The sequence below is a fragment of the Enterococcus sp. DA9 genome (genome assembly GCF_008000875.1).
Classification (GTDB): Bacteria; Bacillota; Bacilli; order Lactobacillales; family Enterococcaceae; genus Enterococcus_B; species Enterococcus_B lactis.
On sequence record NZ_CP042839.1, the window covers coordinates 1,624,965 to 1,649,908 of the forward strand.

At 38.6% G+C, this 24,944-nt stretch carries 24 protein-coding genes; 22 read left to right on the forward strand and 2 right to left on the reverse strand.

Going from position 1 to position 24,944, the window contains the following annotated elements; all coding sequences use genetic code 11:
• Positions 1 to 45: 45 nt before the first annotated feature.
• Positions 46 to 906, reverse strand: coding sequence for a pyruvate, water dikinase regulatory protein (locus tag FTX43_RS08740; RefSeq protein ID WP_147606998.1), 861 nt, complete (start codon positions 904 to 906; stop codon positions 46 to 48).
• Positions 907 to 997: 91 nt separating this feature from the next.
• Here FTX43_RS08740 and FTX43_RS08745 point away from each other — a divergent pair, with 91 nt between their 5' ends.
• From FTX43_RS08745 to FTX43_RS08755, 3 genes are all read left to right on the forward strand, one after another.
• Complete coding sequence (locus FTX43_RS08745) at positions 998 to 1,426, forward strand: Fur family transcriptional regulator (protein ID WP_139902380.1); 429 nt, start codon at positions 998 to 1,000, stop codon at positions 1,424 to 1,426.
• A 161-nt stretch (positions 1,427 to 1,587) separates the two neighbouring features.
• Positions 1,588 to 1,764: a 30S ribosomal protein S21 gene (gene rpsU / locus FTX43_RS08750; RefSeq protein ID WP_002287321.1), complete on the forward strand. Its 177-nt coding sequence runs from the start codon at positions 1,588 to 1,590 to the stop codon at positions 1,762 to 1,764.
• Between the two features lie 26 nt (positions 1,765 to 1,790).
• Entirely contained in the window at positions 1,791 to 2,237 is a 447-nt protein-coding gene (locus FTX43_RS08755; protein WP_002291695.1) for a GatB/YqeY domain-containing protein, read from the forward strand.
• A 155-nt stretch (positions 2,238 to 2,392) separates the two neighbouring features.
• Here the strand turns inward: FTX43_RS08755 and brnQ are convergent, their stop codons facing one another.
• Entirely contained in the window at positions 2,393 to 3,772 is a 1,380-nt protein-coding gene (gene brnQ, locus FTX43_RS08760; protein WP_139902383.1) for a branched-chain amino acid transport system II carrier protein, read from the reverse strand.
• A gap of 706 nt (positions 3,773 to 4,478) precedes the next feature.
• Between brnQ and FTX43_RS08765 the strand changes: the two genes are divergently transcribed.
• From FTX43_RS08765 to FTX43_RS08855, 19 genes are all read left to right on the forward strand, one after another.
• Positions 4,479 to 5,450, forward strand: coding sequence for a PhoH family protein (locus FTX43_RS08765; protein ID WP_002291698.1), 972 nt, complete (start codon positions 4,479 to 4,481; stop codon positions 5,448 to 5,450).
• Positions 5,451 to 5,473: 23 nt separating this feature from the next.
• Positions 5,474 to 7,666: an HD family phosphohydrolase gene (locus FTX43_RS08770; protein WP_002291699.1), complete on the forward strand. Its 2,193-nt coding sequence runs from the start codon at positions 5,474 to 5,476 to the stop codon at positions 7,664 to 7,666.
• 40 nt (positions 7,667 to 7,706) lie between these two features.
• Positions 7,707 to 8,183 (forward strand): rRNA maturation RNase YbeY, encoded by a 477-nt coding sequence (gene ybeY / locus FTX43_RS08775; protein WP_002291700.1) that lies wholly within the window; start codon positions 7,707 to 7,709, stop codon positions 8,181 to 8,183.
• Positions 8,167 to 8,562, forward strand: a complete 396-nt coding sequence (locus FTX43_RS08780; protein WP_002316408.1) for a diacylglycerol kinase family protein — start codon at positions 8,167 to 8,169, stop codon at positions 8,560 to 8,562. The genes ybeY and FTX43_RS08780 overlap by 17 nt, the downstream gene beginning before the upstream one ends.
• Positions 8,563 to 8,576: 14 nt before the next feature.
• Complete coding sequence (era, locus tag FTX43_RS08785) at positions 8,577 to 9,476, forward strand: GTPase Era (protein WP_002288753.1); 900 nt, start codon at positions 8,577 to 8,579, stop codon at positions 9,474 to 9,476.
• 142 nt (positions 9,477 to 9,618) lie between these two features.
• Positions 9,619 to 10,431: a DNA repair protein RecO gene (gene recO, locus FTX43_RS08790; protein ID WP_002314698.1), complete on the forward strand. Its 813-nt coding sequence runs from the start codon at positions 9,619 to 9,621 to the stop codon at positions 10,429 to 10,431.
• A 385-nt stretch (positions 10,432 to 10,816) separates the two neighbouring features.
• Positions 10,817 to 11,734, forward strand: coding sequence for a glycine--tRNA ligase subunit alpha (gene glyQ, locus FTX43_RS08795; RefSeq protein ID WP_002305598.1), 918 nt, complete (start codon positions 10,817 to 10,819; stop codon positions 11,732 to 11,734).
• Position 11,735: 1 nt separating this feature from the next.
• Positions 11,736 to 13,811 (forward strand): glycine--tRNA ligase subunit beta, encoded by a 2,076-nt coding sequence (gene glyS, locus FTX43_RS08800; protein ID WP_139902386.1) that lies wholly within the window; start codon positions 11,736 to 11,738, stop codon positions 13,809 to 13,811.
• Positions 13,812 to 14,194: 383 nt separating this feature from the next.
• On the forward strand, positions 14,195 to 14,974 hold the full coding sequence (locus FTX43_RS08805) for a hypothetical protein (RefSeq protein ID WP_139902388.1): 780 nt from the start codon (positions 14,195 to 14,197) through the stop codon (positions 14,972 to 14,974).
• Positions 14,975 to 15,014: 40 nt separating this feature from the next.
• A complete protein-coding gene (locus FTX43_RS08810; protein WP_002333118.1) occupies positions 15,015 to 15,959 on the forward strand; it encodes an LCP family protein in 945 nt (314 codons plus the stop codon).
• Positions 15,960 to 15,974: 15 nt separating this feature from the next.
• Entirely contained in the window at positions 15,975 to 16,754 is a 780-nt protein-coding gene (locus FTX43_RS08815; protein ID WP_002308654.1) for a YveK family protein, read from the forward strand.
• Between the two features lie 12 nt (positions 16,755 to 16,766).
• Positions 16,767 to 17,465 (forward strand): CpsD/CapB family tyrosine-protein kinase, encoded by a 699-nt coding sequence (locus tag FTX43_RS08820; protein WP_147607000.1) that lies wholly within the window; start codon positions 16,767 to 16,769, stop codon positions 17,463 to 17,465.
• A 27-nt stretch (positions 17,466 to 17,492) separates the two neighbouring features.
• Complete coding sequence (locus FTX43_RS08825; RefSeq protein ID WP_002333115.1) at positions 17,493 to 18,257, forward strand: tyrosine-protein phosphatase; 765 nt, start codon at positions 17,493 to 17,495, stop codon at positions 18,255 to 18,257.
• 12 nt (positions 18,258 to 18,269) lie between these two features.
• Complete coding sequence (locus FTX43_RS08830) at positions 18,270 to 20,087, forward strand: nucleoside-diphosphate sugar epimerase/dehydratase (RefSeq protein WP_139902396.1); 1,818 nt, start codon at positions 18,270 to 18,272, stop codon at positions 20,085 to 20,087.
• 10 nt (positions 20,088 to 20,097) lie between these two features.
• On the forward strand, positions 20,098 to 20,712 hold the full coding sequence (locus tag FTX43_RS08835) for a sugar transferase (RefSeq protein ID WP_002333113.1): 615 nt from the start codon (positions 20,098 to 20,100) through the stop codon (positions 20,710 to 20,712).
• A complete protein-coding gene (locus FTX43_RS08840) occupies positions 20,709 to 21,602 on the forward strand; it encodes an NAD-dependent epimerase/dehydratase family protein (protein ID WP_139902399.1) in 894 nt (297 codons plus the stop codon). The genes FTX43_RS08835 and FTX43_RS08840 overlap by 4 nt, the downstream gene beginning before the upstream one ends.
• Complete coding sequence (locus FTX43_RS08845) at positions 21,595 to 22,800, forward strand: glycosyltransferase family 4 protein (protein ID WP_139902402.1); 1,206 nt, start codon at positions 21,595 to 21,597, stop codon at positions 22,798 to 22,800. The genes FTX43_RS08840 and FTX43_RS08845 overlap by 8 nt, the downstream gene beginning before the upstream one ends.
• 13 nt (positions 22,801 to 22,813) lie before the next feature.
• Positions 22,814 to 23,836 carry a polysaccharide biosynthesis protein gene (locus tag FTX43_RS08850; RefSeq protein ID WP_002333110.1) on the forward strand — a complete coding sequence of 341 codons (1,023 nt, stop codon included), beginning with the start codon at positions 22,814 to 22,816 and terminating at the stop codon, positions 23,834 to 23,836.
• Positions 23,833 to 24,942, forward strand: coding sequence for a capsular polysaccharide biosynthesis protein CapF (locus tag FTX43_RS08855; RefSeq protein ID WP_002333109.1), 1,110 nt, complete (start codon positions 23,833 to 23,835; stop codon positions 24,940 to 24,942). The genes FTX43_RS08850 and FTX43_RS08855 overlap by 4 nt, the downstream gene beginning before the upstream one ends.
• The last annotated feature ends 2 nt before the right edge of the window (positions 24,943 to 24,944 follow it).

Consider the following 24,944-nt stretch of genomic DNA (forward strand, 5'->3'; position numbering starts at 1 on the left):
GAATCTTCTTCGCTGACACAGTCCAGTTTTTTTAAAGAAAAATTGTTAGTCTGTTTCTTCGATGGTTTCAGTTCCATAATAACTATGGTCTTCTAGGTCTAAAGCATTCAAAATAAGCGAAGCTGTTTCTTCAATAGATAAAGAAGCGACATTGATTACTACGCAGCCCAGTTTTTCATAAAGATCATTTGCAAAATCGAGTTCAGCTCGTATTTTTTCGATATCGGAATAAGCAGTATCAGGATTTAATCCGTAAGAGCGCATCCGTTCTTTACGGATATTGTTTAAAATATCTGGGTTATTCGTCAGTCCCACGATTTTTTTAGGATCGATCTCCCAAAGCTGTTTGGGAATATGTGCTTGTGGGATCAAAGGAAGATTGGCAACTTTTAAATTTTTGTTAGCTAAAAACAAGCTCAAAGGCGTTTTGGAAGTTCGGGATACGCCTAGCAAAACGACATCTGCTTCTAGAAACCCACGCGGATCTTTCCCGTCATCGTATTTTACAGCAAATTCCATTGCTTTGATCCGTTTGAAATAGTTCTCATTCAATAAATGAAGGGCGCCAGGTTGCCGAATGGGCTTGATACCAGTTAAGCGCTCGATTTCTGATATCGGCGGAGTCATCACATCAAAACTAAATAATTGATGTTCTTCACAAAAAGAACGCGTCATCTCGATCAATTCTTGATTGATCAATGTGTGTAGGACAAGGGCTTTTTCTTTTAGTGCATCTTGCAGTGCCTGCATCAATGTTTTCTCATCTGTCACAAATGTTCTGCGGAATAAATTGAACTCAACGCTAGGATATTGGGCCATAGTGGCTTGTGCTAATTTTGTCGCAGTTTCTCCAGCAGAGTCGGAGATGACAAAAAAAGTAACGATTTCTGTAGAATCGGAAGACATGGATAAAACCTCACTTGCATTTTTTTTATGTTTATTATACCATACTCTAGAATGTGTACTTCGTAATCATTTTGATTTGGAGGGATAAGTCATGAAAAAACAGACATTGATCGAACAATCACTAGAAACATTGAAAAATAACGGTTTTAAATATACTAAAAAAAGAGAAGCATTGTTAACTTATTTAGTGAAGCGCAATCGCTACGTATCCGCTAAAGAAGTTTTTGACTATATGAATCAGGAATTCAAAGGAGTAAGTTACGATACGATTTATCGAAATCTCCATGATTTTGCAGAAATCGATTTACTGGAAGAAACCGATTTAAATGGAGAGATGAAGTTTCGTTTTCATTGCTGTCAAGGGGAAATCGGCCATCACCATCACTTTATCTGTACGGTGTGCGGAACAACGAAAGAAATCCATATGTGTCCAATGAATTATTTCGAAGAACAGCTCGGTGGATGTACGATCGAAGGGCATAGATTCGAGATTTTCGGAAGATGTGTAAATTGTCAATAAGGATTTAAATAAAATAACATTTGATAATTTTAAAAAAAAGCAAGATTTCCTTGACGGTCAAAACAGCATTAGATATAATATTTACAGGACAGTCTTGTTTTTTGAGATATATTTCAATAACAATTACGGTTACTTTTTAAGCTCGGAGGGAGGGAATTAACATGTCAAAAACAGTCGTTCGCAAAAACGAATCACTTGACGATGCTCTTCGTCGCTTCAAACGTTCCGTGTCAAAAGCGGGTACTTTACAAGAATCTCGTAAACGTGAATTCTACGAAAAACCAAGTGTAAGACGCAAGAAAAAATCTGAAGCAGCTAGAAAACGCAAAAAATTCTAGTTCTGTGATGAATTGGAGTTGGTAGTGTGTCACTACTAAGTAGATTAAACGATGACATGAAAACAGCGATGAAAGCGAAAGATAAGGAATCTTTACAAGTCATCCGAATGATCAAGTCATCTATACAAAACGAGCAGATTAAAGAAGGTCACGACTTGACAGAAGAAGAAGAATTAACGGTGTTGTCTCGCGAAATGAAACAGCGACGTGATTCTTTGCATGAGTTTGAAGAAGCAGGACGTGACGATTTAGCTGAAAAAGTAAAAAGTGAAATTGTGATAGTCGAAAAATACATGCCGGAACAACTTTCCGACGAAGAAATTCGACAACTTGTTCAAGAAGCAATCACACAAACTGGTGCTTCATCAATGAAAGAATTTGGCAAAGTCATGGGTGCGATCATGCCTAAAGTCAAAGGAAAAGCAGATGGAAACCAAGTAAATGCCATTGTGAAAGAACTATTACAATCTTAATTTTATCATTTAAACTGCGGACAATCATTGTCCGCAGTTTTTTTGTGCTCGTAAAAAAGAAATCTAAAAAATAGCTAGACGAAAGAATAGGATTCTTTCATCTAGCTGGTTTTTTCCTGTTTAATATTTCTTATGTTAAATTGTGTTTGATCTGGTTATTCTTCTGGTAGTTCATTCGCTTCTTGTTTGTGCCCTGATAGGCGATAGGCGTAATAGAAGAGTAAGCTGCCAGCGTAACCAAGTAACGTTGGGACCATCCAACCAAGTCCTAATGCAGCAAAAGGAACGTGATGATGATAAAATTCGAGCATGCTTGCTACAACTCTTTGTTGACTCACTAAAGCAGGCGAATTTGCCAGCATATCCAATACGGCGGGAACAGCAGCAAACAACATCGTTACTTGATAGACAAATGGTGTCTTTTGGAAAAATTTTGCTGTTAAGGAAAGCAAGATCAACGCAAGCGACAATGGATACAAAAGCATCAATACTGGTAAAGACCATTGGATGATATTGTCCAAACCAGCATTTGCAACGACAAAAGAGACAAAAGTCGTTAACCGCAGCCATGTCATATAACTGACTTTAGGGAACAGTTTATGGAAATCTTGTGCAAAAGAAACAACGAGTCCCATAGCGGTAGTGAAGACACCTAATGTGACCATCACTCCTAAGAAGCTAGCGCCGAAGTTACCTAAATAAAAATTAGTGATTTGAGAAAGTGCAGTTCCGCCATTTTCTGATAAAGACATCTTATTCAAACTCATCGCACCGAGAAGAACAAGACCAAAATAGATCATGACTTCTAGCGCAACGCTCAGGCTACCAGCTTTTGCTGTTAATTCTGTGACTTTTTTATCTTTGAAACCAAGGTCACGGACTGCATGGACAAAAGTGACACTTAAGGCAAGCAAAGCTACTGCATCAACCGTGTTATAACCTTCTAGGACACCATTTGTTAAAGCGTTTGTTTGGTAAGTATCTGCAGCAGATTGATTTAGATTTCCCATTGGGTGGAATAAAGAAACGACAAAAATGATTGCTAATAATGCAAGAAACAAGGAGTTTAGATACTTTCCGACGTATTTGACCAACCGTGTGGGATGGACAGTAAGGAAATAAGCAAGTAAAAAGAAAAGAGCAGAGAATAAAAACATACCTAATGAATTATATTTTTCAGACAAAAATGGTTTAGCAGCCATTTCAAAAGCAGTAGCAGCTGTCCGTGGTGTACCGAAAAATGGTCCGATCGTCAAATGAACAAGGATTAAGAACAAGGCAGCATACCATTTTCCAACAGGTTTAGCTAAGTCATACAGACCATCACTTTTTGTCACTACTACAGCTAAGATAGCTAGTAATGGGAAAAGAGCGCCTGAGATGGCAAATCCTACGCCAGCACTGACCCAGTTTGCGCCAGCCATTTGACCTAAGTGGACAGGAAAGATTAGATTACCTGACCCGAAGAACATCCCGAAGATAAGTGAACTGACCATCAATAGTTGTTTCCATGAATAAGTTTTTGTTTCTTCCATAAATTTTTCCTCCAATAATTATCATTTTGATTGACGATATAAACGTTGCAGCAATTAGTAATGCCACTAATATCAGATTCCATGAAAACCACCACCTTAAAATATAAAAAAGAGCCCTTTTCCACTTGGGAAAAGGGCTCTAGATTCTAGAACGGTACCACCTTTTTTCGCTTAAAAAAGCTTCTTCATTCACGGACGCTTTTTGCTAAAGTTATCCGCTAGCCTGATAATGGAGGCAGCCACAATGATCTACGTTTTCGACATTGACTCGGAAATGATGTTCGTCTATTCGATTTATTGTCATTTCTCACTTACATGACTCACTGGGAATAAATCGTTGAATAGCCTACTGTTTTCCTCGACGCTTTGCTGTATGTTTATTTGTTGACGTAATAATACACCTGTTTTTTTTGAAATGCAAGAATATTTTAACTATTTTGTTTTCTTTTTTTGAAACAAGAAAAATACCTAGAGAATACCTGCTGAATGAAACGGAATATTTTGTTCTCCACTTTCATATAACTTACATTCTCAGCTTCTTTTTATCAAAACGAGACCTTTAGCGAATGGAAACGGCTATTTTTTAACGTTTCTTGGTACGTATGGTTAAGAGCCTCTTTTACAACCTTTTCTTATTTGCTATATAGTTTCTTCTGAGTATGGTAAAATAGGAAAGAATGAATCGAAAAAAAGGGGATGTCTATTTTTGACGGAAGAGTCTAGTTCTTTAGAGATTAGATTGACAGCTGCTGATGATGTCAGCATGCTTTTAGGTGCACACGACAAGCATATAAAACTGATCGAGGAAACAACGGAAACAACCATCCATACACGTGGAGAAATCATTCAGATCATTGGTGAACAATCCCAGATTTCCTTGGCTGCCTCAGTCATTCGGACATTACAGGAATTGATCAAACGAGGAATCCACGTAAGTACGCCCGATGTTGTGACGGCATTGAAAATGGGGCAAAAAGGTACATTAGATTATTTTGTTGAGATGTATGAGGAAGAGATCGTCAAAGACCGTAATGGAAAACCTATACGGGTAAAAAACAGCGGTCAAAAGAAATACGTTGAATCGGTAGCCAAACATGACATCGTATTTGGTGTAGGGCCAGCCGGAACAGGGAAAACGTTTCTTGCCGTAGTATTAGCAATTGCTGCCTTAAAAAAAGGCGAAGTGCAAAAAATCATTTTGACGCGGCCCGCTGTAGAGGCAGGGGAAAACCTAGGCTTTCTACCAGGGGATCTGAAAGAAAAAGTGGATCCTTATCTGCGGCCTGTTTATGATGCTTTATACCAAATTTTTGGATTGGATCATACGAACCGATTGATGGAACGAGGCGTAATCGAAATCGCACCATTAGCTTACATGCGGGGGCGGACATTGGATGATGCATTCGTTATCTTGGACGAAGCACAAAACACGACAGTCGCTCAGATGAAAATGTTCTTGACCCGTCTCGGTTATCAATCAAAAATGATTGTCAATGGGGATACAAGTCAGATAGACTTGCCTCGAGGGACGACAAGTGGTCTTGTTCATGCAGAACGAACACTAAAGCAAATCAAAAAAATCGATTTTGTTAATTTTGAAGCAAGTGACGTTGTTCGGCACCCTGTAGTTGCCGAAATCATCAAAGCTTATGAAAAGGCAGATCTTCATCAAGAATAAGCTTTGCTTAGGAGGATAAGCACATGTTGAATAAAACACTGCAGAAACTACAAGAAAAACTCGGAAAGGCAGCATTGCCTTTCCTTCTGTTCTTGTTTTTTATCATTGTCTGCGGCGTTACATTTAGTAGTGTCAAACAAAAGGCCAATGATTTTAGAGAAGGCCAAGTAGCAGAAGAGAGTATCCGTGCGAATAAAACGATCGAGAACACGGAAGAAACCGAACAAAGAAGAAAACTGGCAGCAGAAGCAGTGACTCCAGAATATACTTATCAAAAAGATCTGGCAGATGACCAGAACAATCGGATCAAGCAATTATTCGAATTGATCGATAAGACGAATGATACCATCAACAAATCTTATAATGACAAGGTAGATAAGGCGAAGGAAGATGAAAATATCCCGAAACCTACTACAGAAGAGCGGATTGCTACACTGAAGAAAAATTTTGAAAACGTGAATGCAGAAAACGTTGCGTTTTACCAAAAACTGCCGAACAATTTTTATTCGACGATATTTGAAATGACTGAAACGGAAATTCACACGGTTAGGGATGAAAGTTTGAAGCTCATTGACGAACAGATGAGTAAACAAGTTCGTGAAAGCGAATTGGAAGCTTTTAAACAAGAAGCAGAAGATCAGATTCAGTATTTGAATGTCACAACAGAGCAGCAACAAATGATCCGCTACTTAGTGGATCAAGGCATTGTAGTCAATGATGTATTGAATGAGAAAAAGACAGAAGAATTAAAACAATCTGCACGAGAAGCTGTACAACCAGTGATGATCTTCCAAGGAGAAATCATTGTTCGCGAAGGAAATCAAATTGATGCTTCAGCGATGAAAAAATTGGAATTACTAGGATTGACGAATCAAACGACTTCGATTTTCCCACTCATTGCCATGGTTTTAGCTGTTTTGCTTCAAATCGGTGTACTGATTTATAATTCACTTCAATTTCAAAATGCAGGAGAAAGAACAAAATACGTACTTTTCTACGTGACAGCAATGTCAGTCAGCGTAGTACTAATGAAATTTTTCCAACTCTTCCAAACAGAACAAGCTGCTTATATTCCGCTGTTTTACCCCGCGGCTTTTGCTCCACTTGTTTTAAGCTTTTTCTTGAATCGAAGAGCAGGGATCATGGCTGGTATTTTCCAAGCAGTATCCGCACTTTTCATTTTTTATGATTCGATTGGCACGAACTTTCTGACAGTTATTTTGATGTCCTATGTATTTTCTGGTCTCATGGCAACGATCGTCAGACGCAAACGGATCTCAGAACAAGGGTTATCCGCTGCTATGTGGGTCATTATTTTCCCTGTGATGATGGATGTCATTTTGATTATCTACCAAGGAATGAGCTTTGGGGATGCAACGACTTGGTTAACGCTAGTCTGCGGATTCACAGGTGCATTGTTCTCATTCTTGCTGACGATAGGTCTGCACCCCTATATTGAATTGATGGTCAATGATGATAGTGTGATCGTATTAAATGAACTCAGCAATCCTAATCATCCTTTATTGAAACAGTTGCTGGAAGAAGCACCAGGTACGTATCACCATAGCATGATGGTAGCCAATCTAAGTGCTAATGCTGTAGCAGAAATCGGTGGACGTTCTTTACTAACTCGAGTAGCTTGCTATTATCATGATATCGGCAAGATCAAACACGCCAGTTTTTTCGTTGAGAACTTGCCTTCAGGAGCGGAAAATCCGCACAATTTCTTATTGCCAGAAGACAGTAAACATATTATCTTTGGACATGTGACAGATGGTGCCAAAATATTGGAAGATTATAATATGCCGCAAATGGTGATCGATATTTGCAGACAGCATCATGGAACCACGCTGATGCGTTATTTCTACGTTAAGGCAAAGGAACGCAACCCGGAAGTCACGGAAGAGCAATTCCGTTATCCTGGACCAAAACCTCAAAGCCGTGAAGCAGGAATCGTCAATATAGCTGACAGTTGTGAAGCGGCAGTACGGGCAATGGACCATCCAACGAGCGAAAAAATCGAAAGTTTTGTCCATAATCTTATAGAAGAGCGTATTTCCGATGGACAATTGGACGACAGTGGATTGACGTTAAAAGAAATCCGTAAAGTAGAAAAATCATTGATCAGCGGTTTAAGCAGTACCTTCCATTCTCGGATCAAATATCCTAAAATGAAATCGGAAGTTGAGAAGATAAAAGAAGAACAAGAAGAATAGCAAGAAGAATAGAAAGAAGAATAGAAAGAAGCGATGTATAATGGATATTACCTTCATGGATGAAACAAACCAAGTCTCAGAAGAGAAAATGAAAGAAATCGACGACTTGTTGCAATTTGCAGCATCATATTTAGAGTTGCCAGAAGAAACAGAAATGTCTGTTACTTTCATGGACAACGCAGCGATCCAAGTAATCAATCGTGATTACCGTGGAAAAGATGCACCGACAGACGTCATCAGTTTTGCCTTGGAAGAAGAGGGTGAAGACGAAATCCCAGTGATTTTTGAAGATGGAGAGAATCCATTGCCTCGTGTACTGGGAGACATCATGATCTCTACTGAACGTGCTGCAGAGCAAGCAGAAGCTTACGGCCATTCGTATGATCGGGAACTTGGCTTTTTAGCGGTTCATGGATTCTTGCATATCAACGGGTATGACCATATGACACCAGAGGATGAGAAAGAAATGTTTGGTTTACAGAAAGAGATCTTAGATGCCTATGGACTTAAAAGATAAAAACGTAGAGAAAAACAAACATTTCCTGATGTCCGTGGAATTTGCCGTCCAAGGAGTCAAAACTGTTTTTGAGGAAGAACGCAACATGAGGAAACATGTTGCGTTCGGAATCCTCGCTTTGTTTATGGGCGTGATTTTCCAACTTGATCGGATAGAATGGTTATGGCTGCTTTTAGCTGTTTTTCTCGTATGGATAGTAGAGATCATCAATACTGTTTTTGAAAATGTCGTAGACATGTTTACGGATTTTCATTTTCATCCGATTGGGAAAAAAATCAAAGATATGGCAGCTGGAGCAGTTTTAGTGACCGCTTGTTTTGCCGTCATCGTTGGGTTGATTTTATTTGTCCCTAAAATATATCATTTGTTGTTTAATTAAAAAGGAGAACGTATATGCCAGAACATAAATCAGGGTTTGTCGCAATCGTCGGCCGCCCGAATGTAGGAAAATCCACATTATTGAATCGAATCGTGGGTCAAAAAATTGCCATCATGAGTGATAAGGCGCAGACAACTAGAAATAAAATCCAAGGAGTATATACTACACCAGAAGCTCAGTTGATTTTTATTGACACACCAGGAATCCATAAACCAAAGCATCGTTTAGGAGATTTTATGGTAGAAGCAGCTTACAGTGCGTTGAAAGAAGTGGACGCGGTCTTATTTATGATCAGCGCTGATCAAAAACGCGGCCGGGGAGACGATTTTATTATTGAACGTCTAAAAAACGTGCATTCTCCTGTTTATCTGATTATCAATAAAATCGATAAAATCCATCCAGACGAGTTGTTGGGAATCATCGAAGATTATTCAACGCAGATGCCCTTTGCACAAGTGATTCCAATTTCTGCTACAGAAGGAAACAACGTCGAACGTTTGATGGATGTATTAGTCAGTGAAATGCCAGAGGGCCCACAATATTTTCCAGATGATCAAGTGACTGATCATCCTGAATACTTCATCGTTTCTGAATTGATCCGTGAGAAAGTCTTGTTTTTAACACGAGACGAAGTGCCTCATTCTGTCGCAGTCGTTGTTGATTCGATGAAGCGAAACGAGAATGATAAAATCCATATCCAGGCTACGATCATCGTCGAAAGAGATAGCCAAAAAGGGATCATTATCGGTAAAGGCGGAAAAATGCTGAAGCAAGTAGGAACGAAAGCAAGAAAAGATATCGAAAATCTTTTAGGAGACAAAGTCTTTCTAGAACTTTGGGTCAAAGTTCAAAAAGACTGGCGAGACAAAAAAGTCTATCTGCAAGACTTCGGCTACCGAAAAGACGAATACTGATATTCTGAGCTTCTTGTAAATTAGGTATAGAAATAAACTGGATAAAAATCCGCGTGTTGAGAAAAGCTGCGGAAGATCGCAACATAAATGATCTGGATCGGCAGAATCTGCTTTTCCAGATTTATTTTTTAGGAGGGAGAATATGAGCCAGCTTGCAGAATCAAAAGGCTTGATTTTATCTAGCCGTAATTACAAAGAAAAAGATAAATTAGTCAAAATCTTTACGGAATCTTCTGGCAAAATGATGTTTTATATCAAAGGGATCCATCGGCAAAATCAGCCCTTAGCTCCGGCTTTGCTCCCTTTTACTGAAGCAGTTTATATCGGGAATTTTCGAAGTGAAGGTCTGTCATTTTTAAGCAGTGTCAAAGATGTCCATGCGTTTCGACACATCCAAGAAGACATCTTTTTGAGCGGCTATGGCACATATTTATTGAATCTAGTAGATGCGGCAATCGAAGATCATCAGTACGACCCGCATTTGTTCCAGTTTACGCAACAAGCACTGCAACGGATGGACCAAGGAGATGATGCAGAAATCATCACGAATATTTTTGAAGTCCAAATACTGCAACGCTTCGGGATCGCGCCGATCTGGACGCACTGCGTCGTATGTGGGGAAACAAAAGGGAAGTTTGACTATTCTTCCAAATATGGTGGTGTGATATGCGAAAGACATTGGTCGATGGACGATCACCGTTATCATGCAGATCCTCGAGCTGTTTATTTCGTTCGGATGTTTTCAGCTATTTCTTATGATAAGATCAGTGGAATCCATCTGAAAGAAGAAACCAAACAAGCAATCCGTGAACTCATCGACCAGCTGTATGATGAATATGTCGGTATCCATTTGAAAAGCAAAAAGTTCATCGATCAAATGAAGTCTTGGGCACACGTATTAAAGACGCCAGAGAAAGACATGTCTGAAAAAGATCTACCTAAAAAAGAAGAATAGTAAATGAAACATACAACAAAAAATCAAAACCATTTGACAAACACAGGGAGTTCCGTCTATTATTAACCGTAGATCAAATAGATCGTTCACTGAGAGGATCTATTATAGAAACAAGAAAACTGCAAAATGAATACGTACATTGACCAAGATCAGTAAAAAACACGTGGTTTAGCGAGTTCGGGAGAGTGGGAGCCGGACCCAAACGATTTTTGAAGAGGCACTTGCGAGTACGATAAATGAAGCTGCCGAATCTTTATTCGGAAGTAGGGTGGAACCGCGAATTATTCGTCCCTATGTCTGTAATCAGACATAGGGATTTTTTGTCGTTTTCTTTCCTGTATTCTTATTTGACAGCAACGCTTTAAAATTGAAAGGGGCAAAACAGATGAGTAAAAAATTGACCGTCCAAGATATGATTTTAACATTACAAAAATTTTGGTCATCAAACGGCTGCATGCTGATGCAAGCGTATGACACAGAAAAAGGAGCAGGTACGATGAGCCCATATACCTTTTTACGGGCAATCGGACCAGAACCATGGAATGCTGCTTACGTAGAACCATCTCGCCGACCAGCTGATGGACGTTATGGTGAAAACCCAAACCGTTTGTATCAGCATCATCAATTCCAAGTCGTGATGAAACCTTCACCTGAGAATATCCAAGAGCTTTATTTAGAAAGCTTGCGCCTTTTAGGAATCGATCCATTAGAACACGACATCCGTTTTGTTGAAGACAACTGGGAGAACCCATCCATGGGCTGTGCCGGTGTGGGTTGGGAAGTATGGCTTGACGGAATGGAAATCACACAATTCACGTACTTCCAGCAAGTTGGTGGACTGCCTTGTAAACCAGTCACTTCTGAGATCACTTATGGACTAGAACGTCTTGCTTCTTATATCCAAGAAGTTGAAAGTGTCTATGATTTAGAATGGGCTGATGGCGTGAAATATGGCGAGATCTTCAAACAACCAGAATATGAACATTCCAAATATTCTTTTGAAGTAAGCGACCAAGACTTGCTACTAAGCAACTTTGATCGTTTTGAAAAAGAAGCTAAACGCTGTATCGATGAAAATCTTGTTCATCCAGCGTATGATTATATTTTGAAATGCAGCCATACATTCAATTTATTAGATGCTCGCGGTGCAGTATCCGTAACAGAGCGTGCCGGTTATCTTTCCCGTATCCGCAACATGGCTCGTGCTGTAGCCAAAATCTTTGTGGCAGAACGCGAAAAATTAGGATTCCCTTTGTTGAATAAAAACACAGCAAATCCAGAAACCGTGAAGGAGGCTGAATAAGATGGCAAAAGACTTATTACTTGAAATCGGGCTGGAAGAAATGCCTGCCCATGTTGTCACACCAAGCATGAAACAATTAGAAGAAAAAACAGCAAAATTTTTAGATGAAAACCAATTGACTTATGATACGATCGAAACATTTTCCACACCGCGCCGTTTAGCAATCAAAGTAACAAACATTCCAGAACGACAAGCGGACAGTGAAGAAGAAGTCAAAGGACCAGCCAAAAAAATTGCTTTGGACGCAGATGGAAACTGGACGAAAGCAGCGGAAGGATTTGTCCGCGGACAAGGTCTGACGACACACGCTATCACTTTTAGAGAATTAAAAGGTGTGGAATATGTCTATGTAACGAAATACACTCATGGTAAGGAATCCAAAGAAGTATTGACAGGTTTAGCAGATGTCATTAAAAGCCTGACTTTCCCTGTAACGATGCATTGGGCAGAATACGATTTTGAATATATCCGCCCTATTCACTGGATCGTGGCATTGTTAGATGATGAAGTAATCCCATTCGAAATCTTGGATGTCAAAACAGGCAGAGCCTCTCGAGGTCATCGTTTCTTAGGCGAAGATGTGACATTTGCGCATGCAAAAGAATATGAAGAAAAATTGAATGAACAATTCGTCATTGCGTCTCCGCAAAAAAGACAAGAAATGATCGTTACACAAGCAAACGAATTAGCAGAAAAAAATCACTGGGTTATTGATCTAGACGAAGATTTACTAGAAGAAGTCAACAATTTAGTCGAATATCCAACTGTCTTTTCTGGCGACTTCGAAGAAAAATATCTTTCTGTTCCTGAAGAAGTACTAGTCACTTCTATGAAAGAACATCAACGTTATTTCGAAGTACGGAATGATCAAGGTATGCTGCTTCCTCATTTTATTTCTGCTCGTAATGGCGATCGGGTAAAATTGGAAAATGTGGTTCGAGGCAATCAAAAAGTATTGACTGCTCGTTTAGAAGATGCGGAATTCTTTTATAATGAAGACAAGAAAGCTTCAATCGACCAATACGTTGAAAAACTAAAAACTGTTACTTTCCATGAAAAAATCGGTAGTATCTATGAGAAAATGCAGCGGGTACAAGTCATTGCCCGTATCATTGGCGAACAAGTAGGACTATCTGAGGAAGAATTGATGGATCTGCAACGAGCTGCTGAAATCTATAAATTTGATCTAGTAACCAACATGGTAGGGGAATTTCCTGAACTACAAGGGATCATGGGCGAAAAATATGCTCTGCTGAAAGGCGAGAAACCAGCTGTAGCGACAGCGATTCGTGAGCATTACATGCCTATATCCAGTGAAGGAGAGCTACCTCAGTCTACAGTAGGTTCTGTTTTAGCGATTGCAGATAAATTAGATAGCATCTTTTCTTTCTTTGCAGTTGGGATGATTCCAAGCGGGTCAAACGATCCTTATGCCTTACGTCGCCAAGCATACGGTGTCGTTCGGATCATCGAATCGAAAAAATGGGCCTTTCCTTTGTCTGTTCTGCAAGAAACGATTAGTGATGTTATCAGTAAAGATACGGATCGTTTCGGCATTGGTTTATCAGAAGGGCAACAACAAGTGATCGACTTTATCAAGGGTCGTCTGCGCCAATTATTGACCACGAAGAACATCCGTCATGATGTCATCGATGCTGTTTTGAATGCGGAACAAAAAGATCTGACAAAAGTATTTGCAGCAGCACAATTGTTCAAACAACATCTTGCAGATGAAGACTTCAAACCTTCAATGGAAGCATTGACACGTGTCGTGAACTTAGCGAAAAAAGCGCAGCTTGAAAAACAATCAGAAGTAGACCCTGAGCTGTTCGAAAACGACGCAGAGAAAGAATTACACAAAGCAGTAGAAGCAATGAAAGCAAGTTTTGCTGACCAAACGATCCACGAAAACTACGACCAGCTTGTCGCTCTTCGTCCACTGATCGAAAATTATTTTGATCAAACGATGGTCATGGCTGATGAACCAGCAGTACGTAAGAACCGACTAACACAACTTAGTCAAATAGCTGCCATGGCTTTGTCATTAGCAAGCTTGGATCAAATCATCACAAAATAGTCTTTTGTTTGAAAAACAGAGAGCATGCACGAAACGTGCTGTGTCTCTGTTTTTTTGTTATAAATATAAAAGCTGTTATTAATTCTATTTTAATAATTTTTGTTATTTTATTCTTTGCTAGAATTTTCAAAACGCTCATGAAAAGTGAGGAAATAAAAATGAAAAAGATTAATAATAATCTTGTTACTGTTTTATTTACTTTTAAATTAGGAATTTCCCTAGTCAAGAAAACTGTTTGTGGTATGATTATATATGGAAAACCTGTTTATAAATATTTCTATGAATATATTAGTTTAATTATGCTTTTAAAATAAAAAGCGCTCATTCTGATGTGAATGAATCACATCTTTATTTATCTATCATCAATATTTAGGAGTGAATCTATGGAAAAGCCGTTCGTCAAGTTATTGGCTACTGTGGCGGTAGGCACAGGCGCTATTGTGATTTGCTTGTTTGGATACCATCTCAATAATCAGCGGCAACATCATCAACGGATCAATTACGCAGAATCTGCCATCACCAATCAAAAAGACACCGTGACCTCTTTATCAAAAGAAGTAGATAAGCTGTACAGTACAAAAGAAAAAATTTTCCTAAATCCTGAAATAACAGAAGAAACAGTTTCAAATTTGTCACATAAACTATCTTCTATCAAACTTTCAGCAGATGATTATGACATCAAGGAATCAGAATTACCTAAAGAAGCTGCTGCGATCCAAGAAGAAAAGAAAGCAGTCTTAACACAGTTAGAGGATGCAGAATCAAAACTGAAGATCCAAACGGCTGTCAATAAATTATTTACTAAAAACGTATCAAACTGGCAGCAAGCTGTGGATGATGTCATCATCAAAGAAAAGTTGGCAAGTGCAGATGTCGCCCATGTACGTGAAAATATGAGCTTTTTTAAGGATAGTGCTTGGAAAACGGTCGTTATGCAATATCTAGGATTCGCTGATACCCAAATTGCACAAGTCACGCAACTAGATCAGCTATTCGATACGATGCTGAAAGACGGTCAAGTAACAACTACTGCTACTTACGATCAATATTTGACCGCACTCAGTCTCATCGAACAGATCCGGAATGAAAAAATAAGAGCCGCATACGCGTCAAAAGCAGAAACAGTCGCTCAGCAAATGGGCTATAGCAATACGAGCTATTAATAAGCGAGAATTCAAGCAAGGCTAGCAAACGGAGGAAACTATGGCAAAACGAAGAAGAAGATCAAGAGGGAAAAAGATATTTCTAATTATTTTAGCAATTCTTGTCGTATTAGTATTAGCAATCGTAGGAGTAGGAGCAAAATTATATCTAGATCTCTCACATTCTATTGAAAAAACTTACGAATCAGTGGAACGAACCCAAGGAGAACGAACAAAACCAGTTGATCTGGACAAACAAGAATCTTTCTCTGTTCTATTGATGGGGATTGATACGGGAGATTTAGGTCGGGTCGATCAAGGACGATCAGATACGATGATGGTTGCCACAGTCAGTCCTGAAGACAAACAGACAACGATTGTCAGCATTCCTCGTGATACGTATGTCGACATCGTTGGACATGACACAAAAGACAAGATCAACCACGCTTACGCATTCGGCGGAGCTGCCATGGCGATGGATACCGTACAAAAATATGTAGACATCCCAATCGATCACTATGTTTCAATCAATATGAAAGGTCTAAAAGAACTCGTTGATGCAGTTGGTGGTATCGAAGTCAATAATGACCTCACCTTCTCACAAGATGGCTATGATTTTACGATCGGTAAAATCACATTGAACGGGGATCAGGCATTGTCTTATTCTCGTATGCGTTATGAAGATCCAAATGGTGACTACGGCAGACAAGAACGTCAAAGAAAGATCGTAGAAGGTGTAGCGAAAAAAGTGTTGAGTCTGAACGGTGTAAGCAACTATCAATCCGTTTTGAATGCTCTAGAGTCGAATATGAAAACAGACATGAGCTTTGATGAAATGAAAAAGATTGCTTTAGATTATCGGGATGCATTTGGTACGATCAAGCAAGATCAGCTGCAAGGAGAAGGCTTCATGCAAGACAATATCTCATACCAAAAAGTCAGCGATCAAGAACTTGATCGTGTGAAAAAAGAATTAAAAGATCAAATGAATCTAGAGAATAAATAGGAAAGTGGAGAAAAAATGGAAGAGACAATCAGCTTGAAAGAAATTTTTGAAACATTACGCAAACACGTGATAACAATCCTCATCTCAATGTTTGCTGGCTTGGCCATCTCAGGCATCGTGACGTTTTTCATCTTGACGCCAAAATACAGCTCACAAGCCCAATTGATCGTGACACTGCCGCAATCAGATACTGCAAATGTCAATGATGTCAATACGAACCTGCAAATGATCAATACGTATAAGGATATGATCGTCAGTGATCTAGTACTAAATGAAGTCAAAGATCGTTTAGAAACAGAAGACAATGTAAAAATGACTGCTGGACAAATCAAAGATGCCATCTCCGTCAATCAGTCACAAAATTCACAAATGTTCTCGATCCAAGCAACAAGCACAAATGCAGTGACGGCTCAACAAATCGCTAATACAACGTCACAAGTATTCCAAGAGAACGCCAAAGACGTGATGAATGTCGATAAAATCTCGATCATCTCAGGTGCAGTTGCCAATACGACACCTGTTTCGCCAAATAATAAATTGAATCTAGTGATTGGCTTAGTGTTAGGAATGATGGTAGGCGTAGGTCTAGCTTTCTTATTTGAATTACTCGACCGGACAGTAAAAGATGAAAAATATGTGACGGATACATTGGGCTTCCCGATCTTAGGGACTGTACCAGAAATGTCAGCGAAAGAATTGAATGCTGGTATCCGTAAAAAAGGACCAGCTCCGACACAACCAAAAGCTACAAACGATAAAACAGCGCCATCACGCAGAAGCCGCTCAAGAGTCTAGGAGGAAAGAAAAATGGCACGAACACAGAAACAAAAAGCAGCCCAAACTCATGCAGTCAGTTTGGTCACACTCACAAACCCCTCTTCACCAATCGCTGAACAATATCGTACGATTCGGACGAATATCCAGTTTGCCTCCGCAGCTGGTCAGCAAATTAAAACGATTGTTGTGACTTCATCAGGACCTGGAGAAGGGAAATCGACCACTGCAGCAAACATTGCCGTTGTTTTTGCCAAATCTGGTCAACGGGTGCTGCTAGTCGATGTAGACTTACGTAAGCCCGTCATCTATAAAATGTTCAAGTTGAACAACGCAAGCGGATTAAGTACCGTTCTTAGTTCATCAGGAAGTGTAGCAGATGAGATCCAACGAACACCAGTCGAGAATTTGTCGATTCTGCCAAGTGGACCTAAACCACCAAATCCATCAGAACTACTAAGTTCGCCAAGAATGGATCAGATTTTAGCAGAAGCAAGACAACTATTTGATGTAGTGATCTTCGACATGCCGCCAGTCGTTGCCGTAACAGATGCACAGATCATGTCTTCCAAAACGGATGGCACCTTATTGGTCGTACGTGAAAATATGTCACGGAAAGAATCATTGACTAAAGCAAAAGAATTGCTGGATATGGTACAAGCGCGAGTCCTTGGTGTTGTATACAATGGGGCAGAACACAGCAAAGATGCTGGCTATTACTACGGGAATTAAGAAATAAAAAGAGAGGAGACAAGAGAAATGATCGATCTACATTGCCATATCCTGCCAGGAATCGATGACGGAGCAGAAAACATAGATGCCAGTATCGCCATGGCTGAAAAAGCGATTCAACAAGGGATCACACATATTTTATGCACACCCCATCATAATAATGGAAAATACAGCAATGAAAAATCACAAGTCATTTCTCTAGTCGCTTCGTTACAAGCAGAATTAGAGAAAAGACAATTGCCTTTGACGTTATTGGAAGGACAAGAAGTACGTATTACCGGAACACTGATCGAAGACATCCACCGAGATGAAATTTTATTTACAGATTTAGATGATACATATCTTCTAATCGAATTTCCGACACTGGAAGTGCCGTTATATGCAGAACAGCTCTTTTTTGAGTTGTTACAACTAGGAAAGACACCAGTGATCGTCCATCCAGAACGCAACGCGCATTTTCGTAAAGACCCGAATCATATGCTGCCATTCCTAGATATGGGATGCTTGGCCCAACTCACCGCACCAAGTTATGTCGGTGTATTTGGAAAAGACATCCAGAAAACAGCCAAAATGATGGTCAAACATAATCTTGTGCAGATGGCTGCTTCTGATGCCCATGGGGTCTCTAAGCGCACCTTTTACTTAAAAGAGTGCTATAAGCAGATTGCCAAGGACTTTGGTAAGGAAAAAGTAGTACAGATGAAACAAGTCGCAAAGGATCTGATCAACGGGGATGAAATCAGTTATCCAGTCTATGAAGAGATAAAAAAGAAGAAGTTTGGTTTATTTTAGGGGGAGTGTAAGGTGTTTGTATTAACAAGAAGAAGAAAAATTGCCACATTGGTTGTTGTGGACAGTTTGTTATTGATCGCTGCAAATATTGCAGCAGCTAAATTCATGAAGCCGTTTGTAGCTATACCAATGGACCTTATTTTAATCTCTATCGGTTTGTCGATTGGTTTTTATTTATTTTATGGTAGTTTATTCAAAGTTTTCACTCGGATCAATCGCTATACAAATTTAAGAGAGATAATTGCAATTTTTAGTTCACTATCTGCAAGTGCTGCCTCAAGTATCCTCATACTGCTGTTCATTAATCGGCGATACAGTTTACGGTTAGTTATCTTTGCTTATCTGCTTTCGCTCTTATTGATCATCGGTAGCCGATTGATCTGGCGTATCTACATCGAAACAAAAAATATGAGATACGTATCAGCAGATTCTGCTAAAAATACCTTGATCGTTGGTGCTGGCGAAGGCGGGCGTATTTTATACAACAGCTTTCTTGGATCCAAAACGGCTCAAGATATCCACGTTGTCGGGTTTGTAGATGATGACCCGAATAAAAGAAATACGTATCTTTCAGGAAAAAAAGTATTAGGTGCATTAAAAGATATTCCGGAATTAATTGAAAAATATGACATTCAAATGGTAACGATCGCTATCCCTTCCTTATCAAGAAAAAAATTACGACGAATCTTCGAGTTAGTCGAATCCGCTCGTGTGAAAGTCAACACGATGCCTTCTATAGAAGAACTTGCTTCAGGGAAAATTAGCGTATCAAAATTAAAAACAATTGACGTAGTGGATTTACTGGGAAGAGATGAGGTAAAGCTGGATATTGAATCCATCAAAGATCAGATCACAGACAAAGTTATTCTTGTCACCGGCGCAGGAGGATCGATCGGTTCAGAAATCTGTCGGCAAATCATTCAATTCAATCCTGCAAAGCTATTGCTTTTAGGACATGGGGAGAACTCGATCTACTTGATTGACCGTGAGTTACGCACGCATCATCAAAATTGTCCTACAGAAATCGTACCGATCATCGCAGATATTCAAGATCGCGAGAAAATCAATGAGATCATGGAACAATATCATCCAGATATCGTCTACCATGCAGCTGCTCATAAACATGTACCACTGATGGAATATAATCCAAAAGAAGCAGTCAAAAACAATATTTTCGGTACAAAAAATGTAGCAGAAGCAGCTAAAGCAGCAAAAGTGAAAAACTTCGTCATGGTATCGACAGATAAAGCTAACAATCCTCCAAATGTCATGGGTTCAACAAAACGAATCGCTGAAATGATCGTGACTGGATTGAATGAAGAAGGCTGTACGAAATTCTCAGCTGTCAGATTTGGGAATGTCCTTGGTTCTCGCGGTAGTGTGATTCCAGTATTCAGAGAACAAATTGCTCAAGGTGGTCCAATCACTGTAACAGACTTTCGTATGACCCGATACTTCATGACGATTCCTGAAGCTAGTCGTTTAGTTATTCAATCTGGCGCATTAGCAAAAGGTGGCGAAATTTTTATTCTAGATATGAGTGAACCAGTGAAGATTGTAGACCTAGCCAAAAACATGATCCGATTGAGCGGGTATAGCGAAGACGAAATCGAAATCATTGAAACAGGTATCCGTCCAGGGGAAAAACTATATGAAGAACTATTGTTGGATAAGGAAAGAAATGATGAAGCAGTTTATGAGAAAATCTTTGTAGGAAACATCAAAGGCTACTCAATACAAAAAGTGATGGATTTTGTCAAGAGCCTGCCACAAGACGATGAACAATTGGCTAAAGATATCGTCACTTTTGCAAATGCTTCGAATAAATAGGGGGAATAAAGTGTATAAAGACGGTTTAAAAAGAGGAATAGATTTTTTATTATCTTTAGCTGGTATCATCGTATTGTCACCGATTCTTTTGATTTTATGCTTAGCTATCAAAATCGATTCAAAAGGTCCAGTCATCTTTAAACAAAAACGGGTAGGAAAAAACAAGACCCATTTTTATATCTATAAATTTCGGACAATGAAAGTAGATACACCGAAAGAAACACCAACTCATTTATTATCAAATCCTGACTTTTTTATTACACGAGTAGGAAAATTTCTTAGAAAAACAAGTCTGGATGAACTACCGCAATTATTTAATATATTAAAAGGGGACATGGCAGTCATCGGACCACGTCCAGCGCTATGGAACCAATATGATTTGATTGAAGAACGAGACAAGTACCACGCAAATGATATCCGTCCAGGACTAACAGGCCTGGCACAAATCAGTGGACGTGATGAATTAGAGATCGACTACAAAGCACGTTTAGATGGACAGTACACAGCAAATATTACGCCATGGATGGATCTAAAATGCTTTTTTGGAACTATAATTTCCGTCTTTAAAAGCGAAGGTGTTGTCGAAGGCGGAACTGGTTCGGTGAAAAAGGGGGATGCAAAATGAAAAAAATCCTGATTACTGGTGCAAACAGCTATATCGGTACATCCTTCAAAAAATGGATGACACAATTCCAAGACGAATATCAAATCGACACTTTAAGTGTACGAGGTGACGCGTGGAGAGAACATGACTTTTCGGGCTATGATACGGTCTTTCATGTAGCAGGTATCGCGCACGCAGATGTATCGAAAGTAAGCGAAGAAACAAAGCAACTCTATTATGCGGTCAACCGAGACCTTGCGATTGAGACCGCAAAAAAATATAAACAAGATCTATCAGGAAAAAAGGGCCAATTCATTTATATGAGCTCCATCATTATTTATGGAGAAGAAACAAATATCAACAAAAAACGTATAATCAAACCAGATACCAAACCCAACCCTTCTAATTTCTATGGTGACAGCAAACTGCAAGCTGAGATTGGCTTACAACCATTAGATGACGATACTTTCCGTATCGCTATTTTACGTCCGCCGATGATCTATGGACCGGGGAGTAAGGGGAACTTTCCGGAACTAGTTAAACTAGCGGATATGTTACCTGCCTTTCCTGCTATTAAAAATCAACGTTCCATGTTGTTTATTGAAAATTTATGCATATATTTAAAAGAAATAATTGACGAAGAAAAGAATGGTATCTTTTTTCCGCAAAATAACGAGTATGTCAGGACAAGTGATATTATACAAACAATAGCAAAATACCGAAAAAAGAAAATAATCATCTTTCCCTATTTTAACTATTTTGTTAAATTGTTAGGATATTTTCCTGGGAAAATCGGCAGGCTTACCAATAAAGCATTTGGAAATCTGGTTTATACACTTAACGAAAGAGAGGATAGACTAGTTGACTTCGAAGAAACAATAAAAAAGAGTATAGGATATAAAGATGAGTAAAAAGAAAATTTTAGTTGTTTCCCAATATTTTTATCCTGAACAATTCAGAATAAATGATATTTGTAAAACTTGGGTTAAAAAAGGATACGATATAACAGTTTTGACTGGCATCCCTAATTATCCCCATGGAGATTTTTATGAAGGTTATGGATATAACAAAAAAAGAAACGAAAACTATGAAGGAATAACGATTAAAAGAATCCCAATTATTCCTAGAAAAAAGAACAGTCTTATGATGGGGCTAAACTATCTTTCGTTTGTTGTCTCTGGTGAACTTTGGAAAATGTTAAATAAACAGAGATACGATTTAGTGTTTATTTACGAGGTATCCCCTATGACACAAGCACTGCCAGCAGTAAAAATAGCAAAGAAGTTTGGTATACCATGTTATATTTATGTAATGGACTTATGGCCTGAAAATTTTGAAATAATTACAGGTATAACCAATCCTCTTGTCATTAAACCGTTGGATAAAATGGTAGATTATATTTACAAAAATTGTACAAAAATATTTACTGCTTCACGTAGCTTTAAGAGAAATATAGAAAATAGAGGAATTGATTCAGAGAAGATCCATTTTTGGCCTCAATATGCTGAAGAATTTTATCATATCACAGATACAAAAAGTGATAAATTAATATATGATAAAAAAATAAATATTACTTTTGCTGGAAACATCGGAACCGCTCAAGGACTAGAAATATTACCAATGGTTGGTAACAAAATAAAGGAAAAACAGCTAAACGTTAGATTCAACATAGTCGGGGATGGAAGATATAAGCAGCTACTAATGGATGAAGTCAAGCGTGCTAGTTTACAAGAATGGTTTCATTTTGTTGATCCTGTCCCTGCAACTGAAATCCCTGAAATACTAGCAGGAAGTGATTTCTCTTTTGTAAGTTTACAAAAAAACGACATATTTTCAATGACAATCCCTGCAAAACTACAGTCAAGCATGGCTTGTGGTAAACCTATTTTATTATCTGCAAATGGTGAAGTAGCAGATATTGTTAAAGAAGCTAAATGTGGCTTTGTAGGAAAAGCAGGAGAACCTGATGATTTATTTAATAATTTATTACAGATTGTTCATTTATCTCCTCAAGAAATAGACAAATTAGGAGAAAATTCTAGAAGATACTTTGAAAAAGAATATGAAAAAGAAAAATTATTGACTATTATGGATAGCTATTTAATATAGGAGTGATCAAAGCATGTTTAAAGATAAAATTTTATTAATCACAGGTGGCACTGGTTCTTTTGGGAACGCAGTGATGAAACGTTTTTTAGATTCAGATATCAAAGAAATACGTATTTTTTCTCGTGACGAGAAAAAACAAGACGATATGCGGAAAAAATACAATAATGACAAATTGAAGTTTTACATTGGAGATGTTCGGGACATCAACAGTGTCAAAAATGCGATGCATGGCGTTGATTATGTTTTCCATGCAGCAGCGCTTAAACAAGTACCTTCTTGCGAATTTTTCCCAATGGAAGCTGTAAAAACAAATATCATGGGAACGGATAATGTCGTAACTGCAGCAATCGAAATGGGGATTCAAAAAGTTATTTGCTTGTCTACTGATAAAGCTGCGTATCCAATCAATGCTATGGGGATTTCCAAGGCTATGATGGAAAAAGTGTTTGTTGCTAAAGCAAGAACCGTTACTGACGAACGCACGATGATTTGTGGCACACGCTATGGAAATGTAATGGCTTCTAGAGGATCAGTTATTCCATTATTCATTGACCAAATAAAAAGTGGTAAACCATTAACAGTGACAGATCCTGGCATGACAAGATTTTTGATGAGTTTGGAAGAAGCTGTAGAATTGGTTGTTTTTGCTTTCCAAAACGCAAAAGCAGGGGATATCATGGTTCAAAAATCACCAGCTTCTACTGTTGGCGACCTAGCACAAGCAGTCAAAGAATTATTCCATGTAGACAATGAGATTCATATTATCGGAACACGACATGGCGAAAAGCGTTATGAAACACTACTGACAAAAGAAGAATACTTAGTTGCTCAAGATATGGGTGATTTCTACCGTGTCCCTGCAGACACACGTGATTTGAATTATGACAAGTATTTCGTTGAAGGAAGCAAAGAGCTGACACAAGAAGGAGAATACAATTCAGATAATACACAACGTTTATCTGTAGAACAAATCAAAGAAAGACTTCTTGAACTGGACTATGTAAGAAAAGAATTGAAAGAGTGGCAAAGTCAATGAATATTTTAGTAACTGGGTCAAATGGTTTTATTGGAAAAAATTTAGTTGCTGAATTAAAAAATGAAGGATTCACAGACATTCTTAGTTTTGATAGAGATACGCCTGTACATTTATTGGATGAATATTGTGAAAAAGCAGACTTTGTTTTTCATTTAGCTGGAGTGAACAGACCAAAAGACGATGCTGAATTCATGACAGGAAATTTTGGTTTTACTTCAGAATTGCTAGAAAAACTAAAAGAGCATGGCAATACATGTCCTGTTATGATTTCCTCTTCTATCCAAGCAGAACTTAATAATTCTTATGGCAAGAGCAAAAAAGCCGGAGAAGATCTATTAAAGAAATACCAAAAAGAAACAGGAGCACCTGTATATATTTATCGCTTCTCAAACTTATACGGTAAGTGGTCGCAACCAAATTATAATACAGTTGTAGCCACATTTTGTTACAAAATCGCAAGGGACGAAGAAGTTACGGTAAATGATCCGTCTGCTGTCATAGAGCTTTGTTATATCGATGATGTCGTGAAGGAACTACTCCATTGTCTGAACGGACAACCTTATACAGAAAATGGGTATTGTGCTGTTCGTGAAACGGATGAAGTAACGGTCGGCGAATTAAAAGAACTAATTACATCTTTCAAAAATAGTCGAACGAATTTGAGTGTTCCTAATCTTGCGAGAAGAGTAGAAAAAAATCTGTACAGTACGTACTTAAGCTTCTTACCAGAAGACGAATTTTCTTATTTTCTAAAAATGAACGTAGACAATCGAGGATCGTTTACTGAATTTTTAAGAACAAAAGACCGGGGGCAAGTATCTGTCAATATTTCCAAACCGGGAATCACTAAAGGAAACCATTGGCATCATACAAAAAATGAAAAATTCTTAGTAGTAAGCGGAGAAGGTGTAATCCGTTTTAGAAAAGTAGACTCAAATGAAATAATCGAGTATTTTGTTTCAGGAGAAAAATTGGAAGTAGTTGATATTCCAGTAGGTTATACGCACAATATCGAGAATCTGGGATCAACGGATATGGTGACAGTGATGTGGGTAAATGAGCCATTTGATCCAGAACATCCTGATACTTATTATGTGGAGGTTTAATC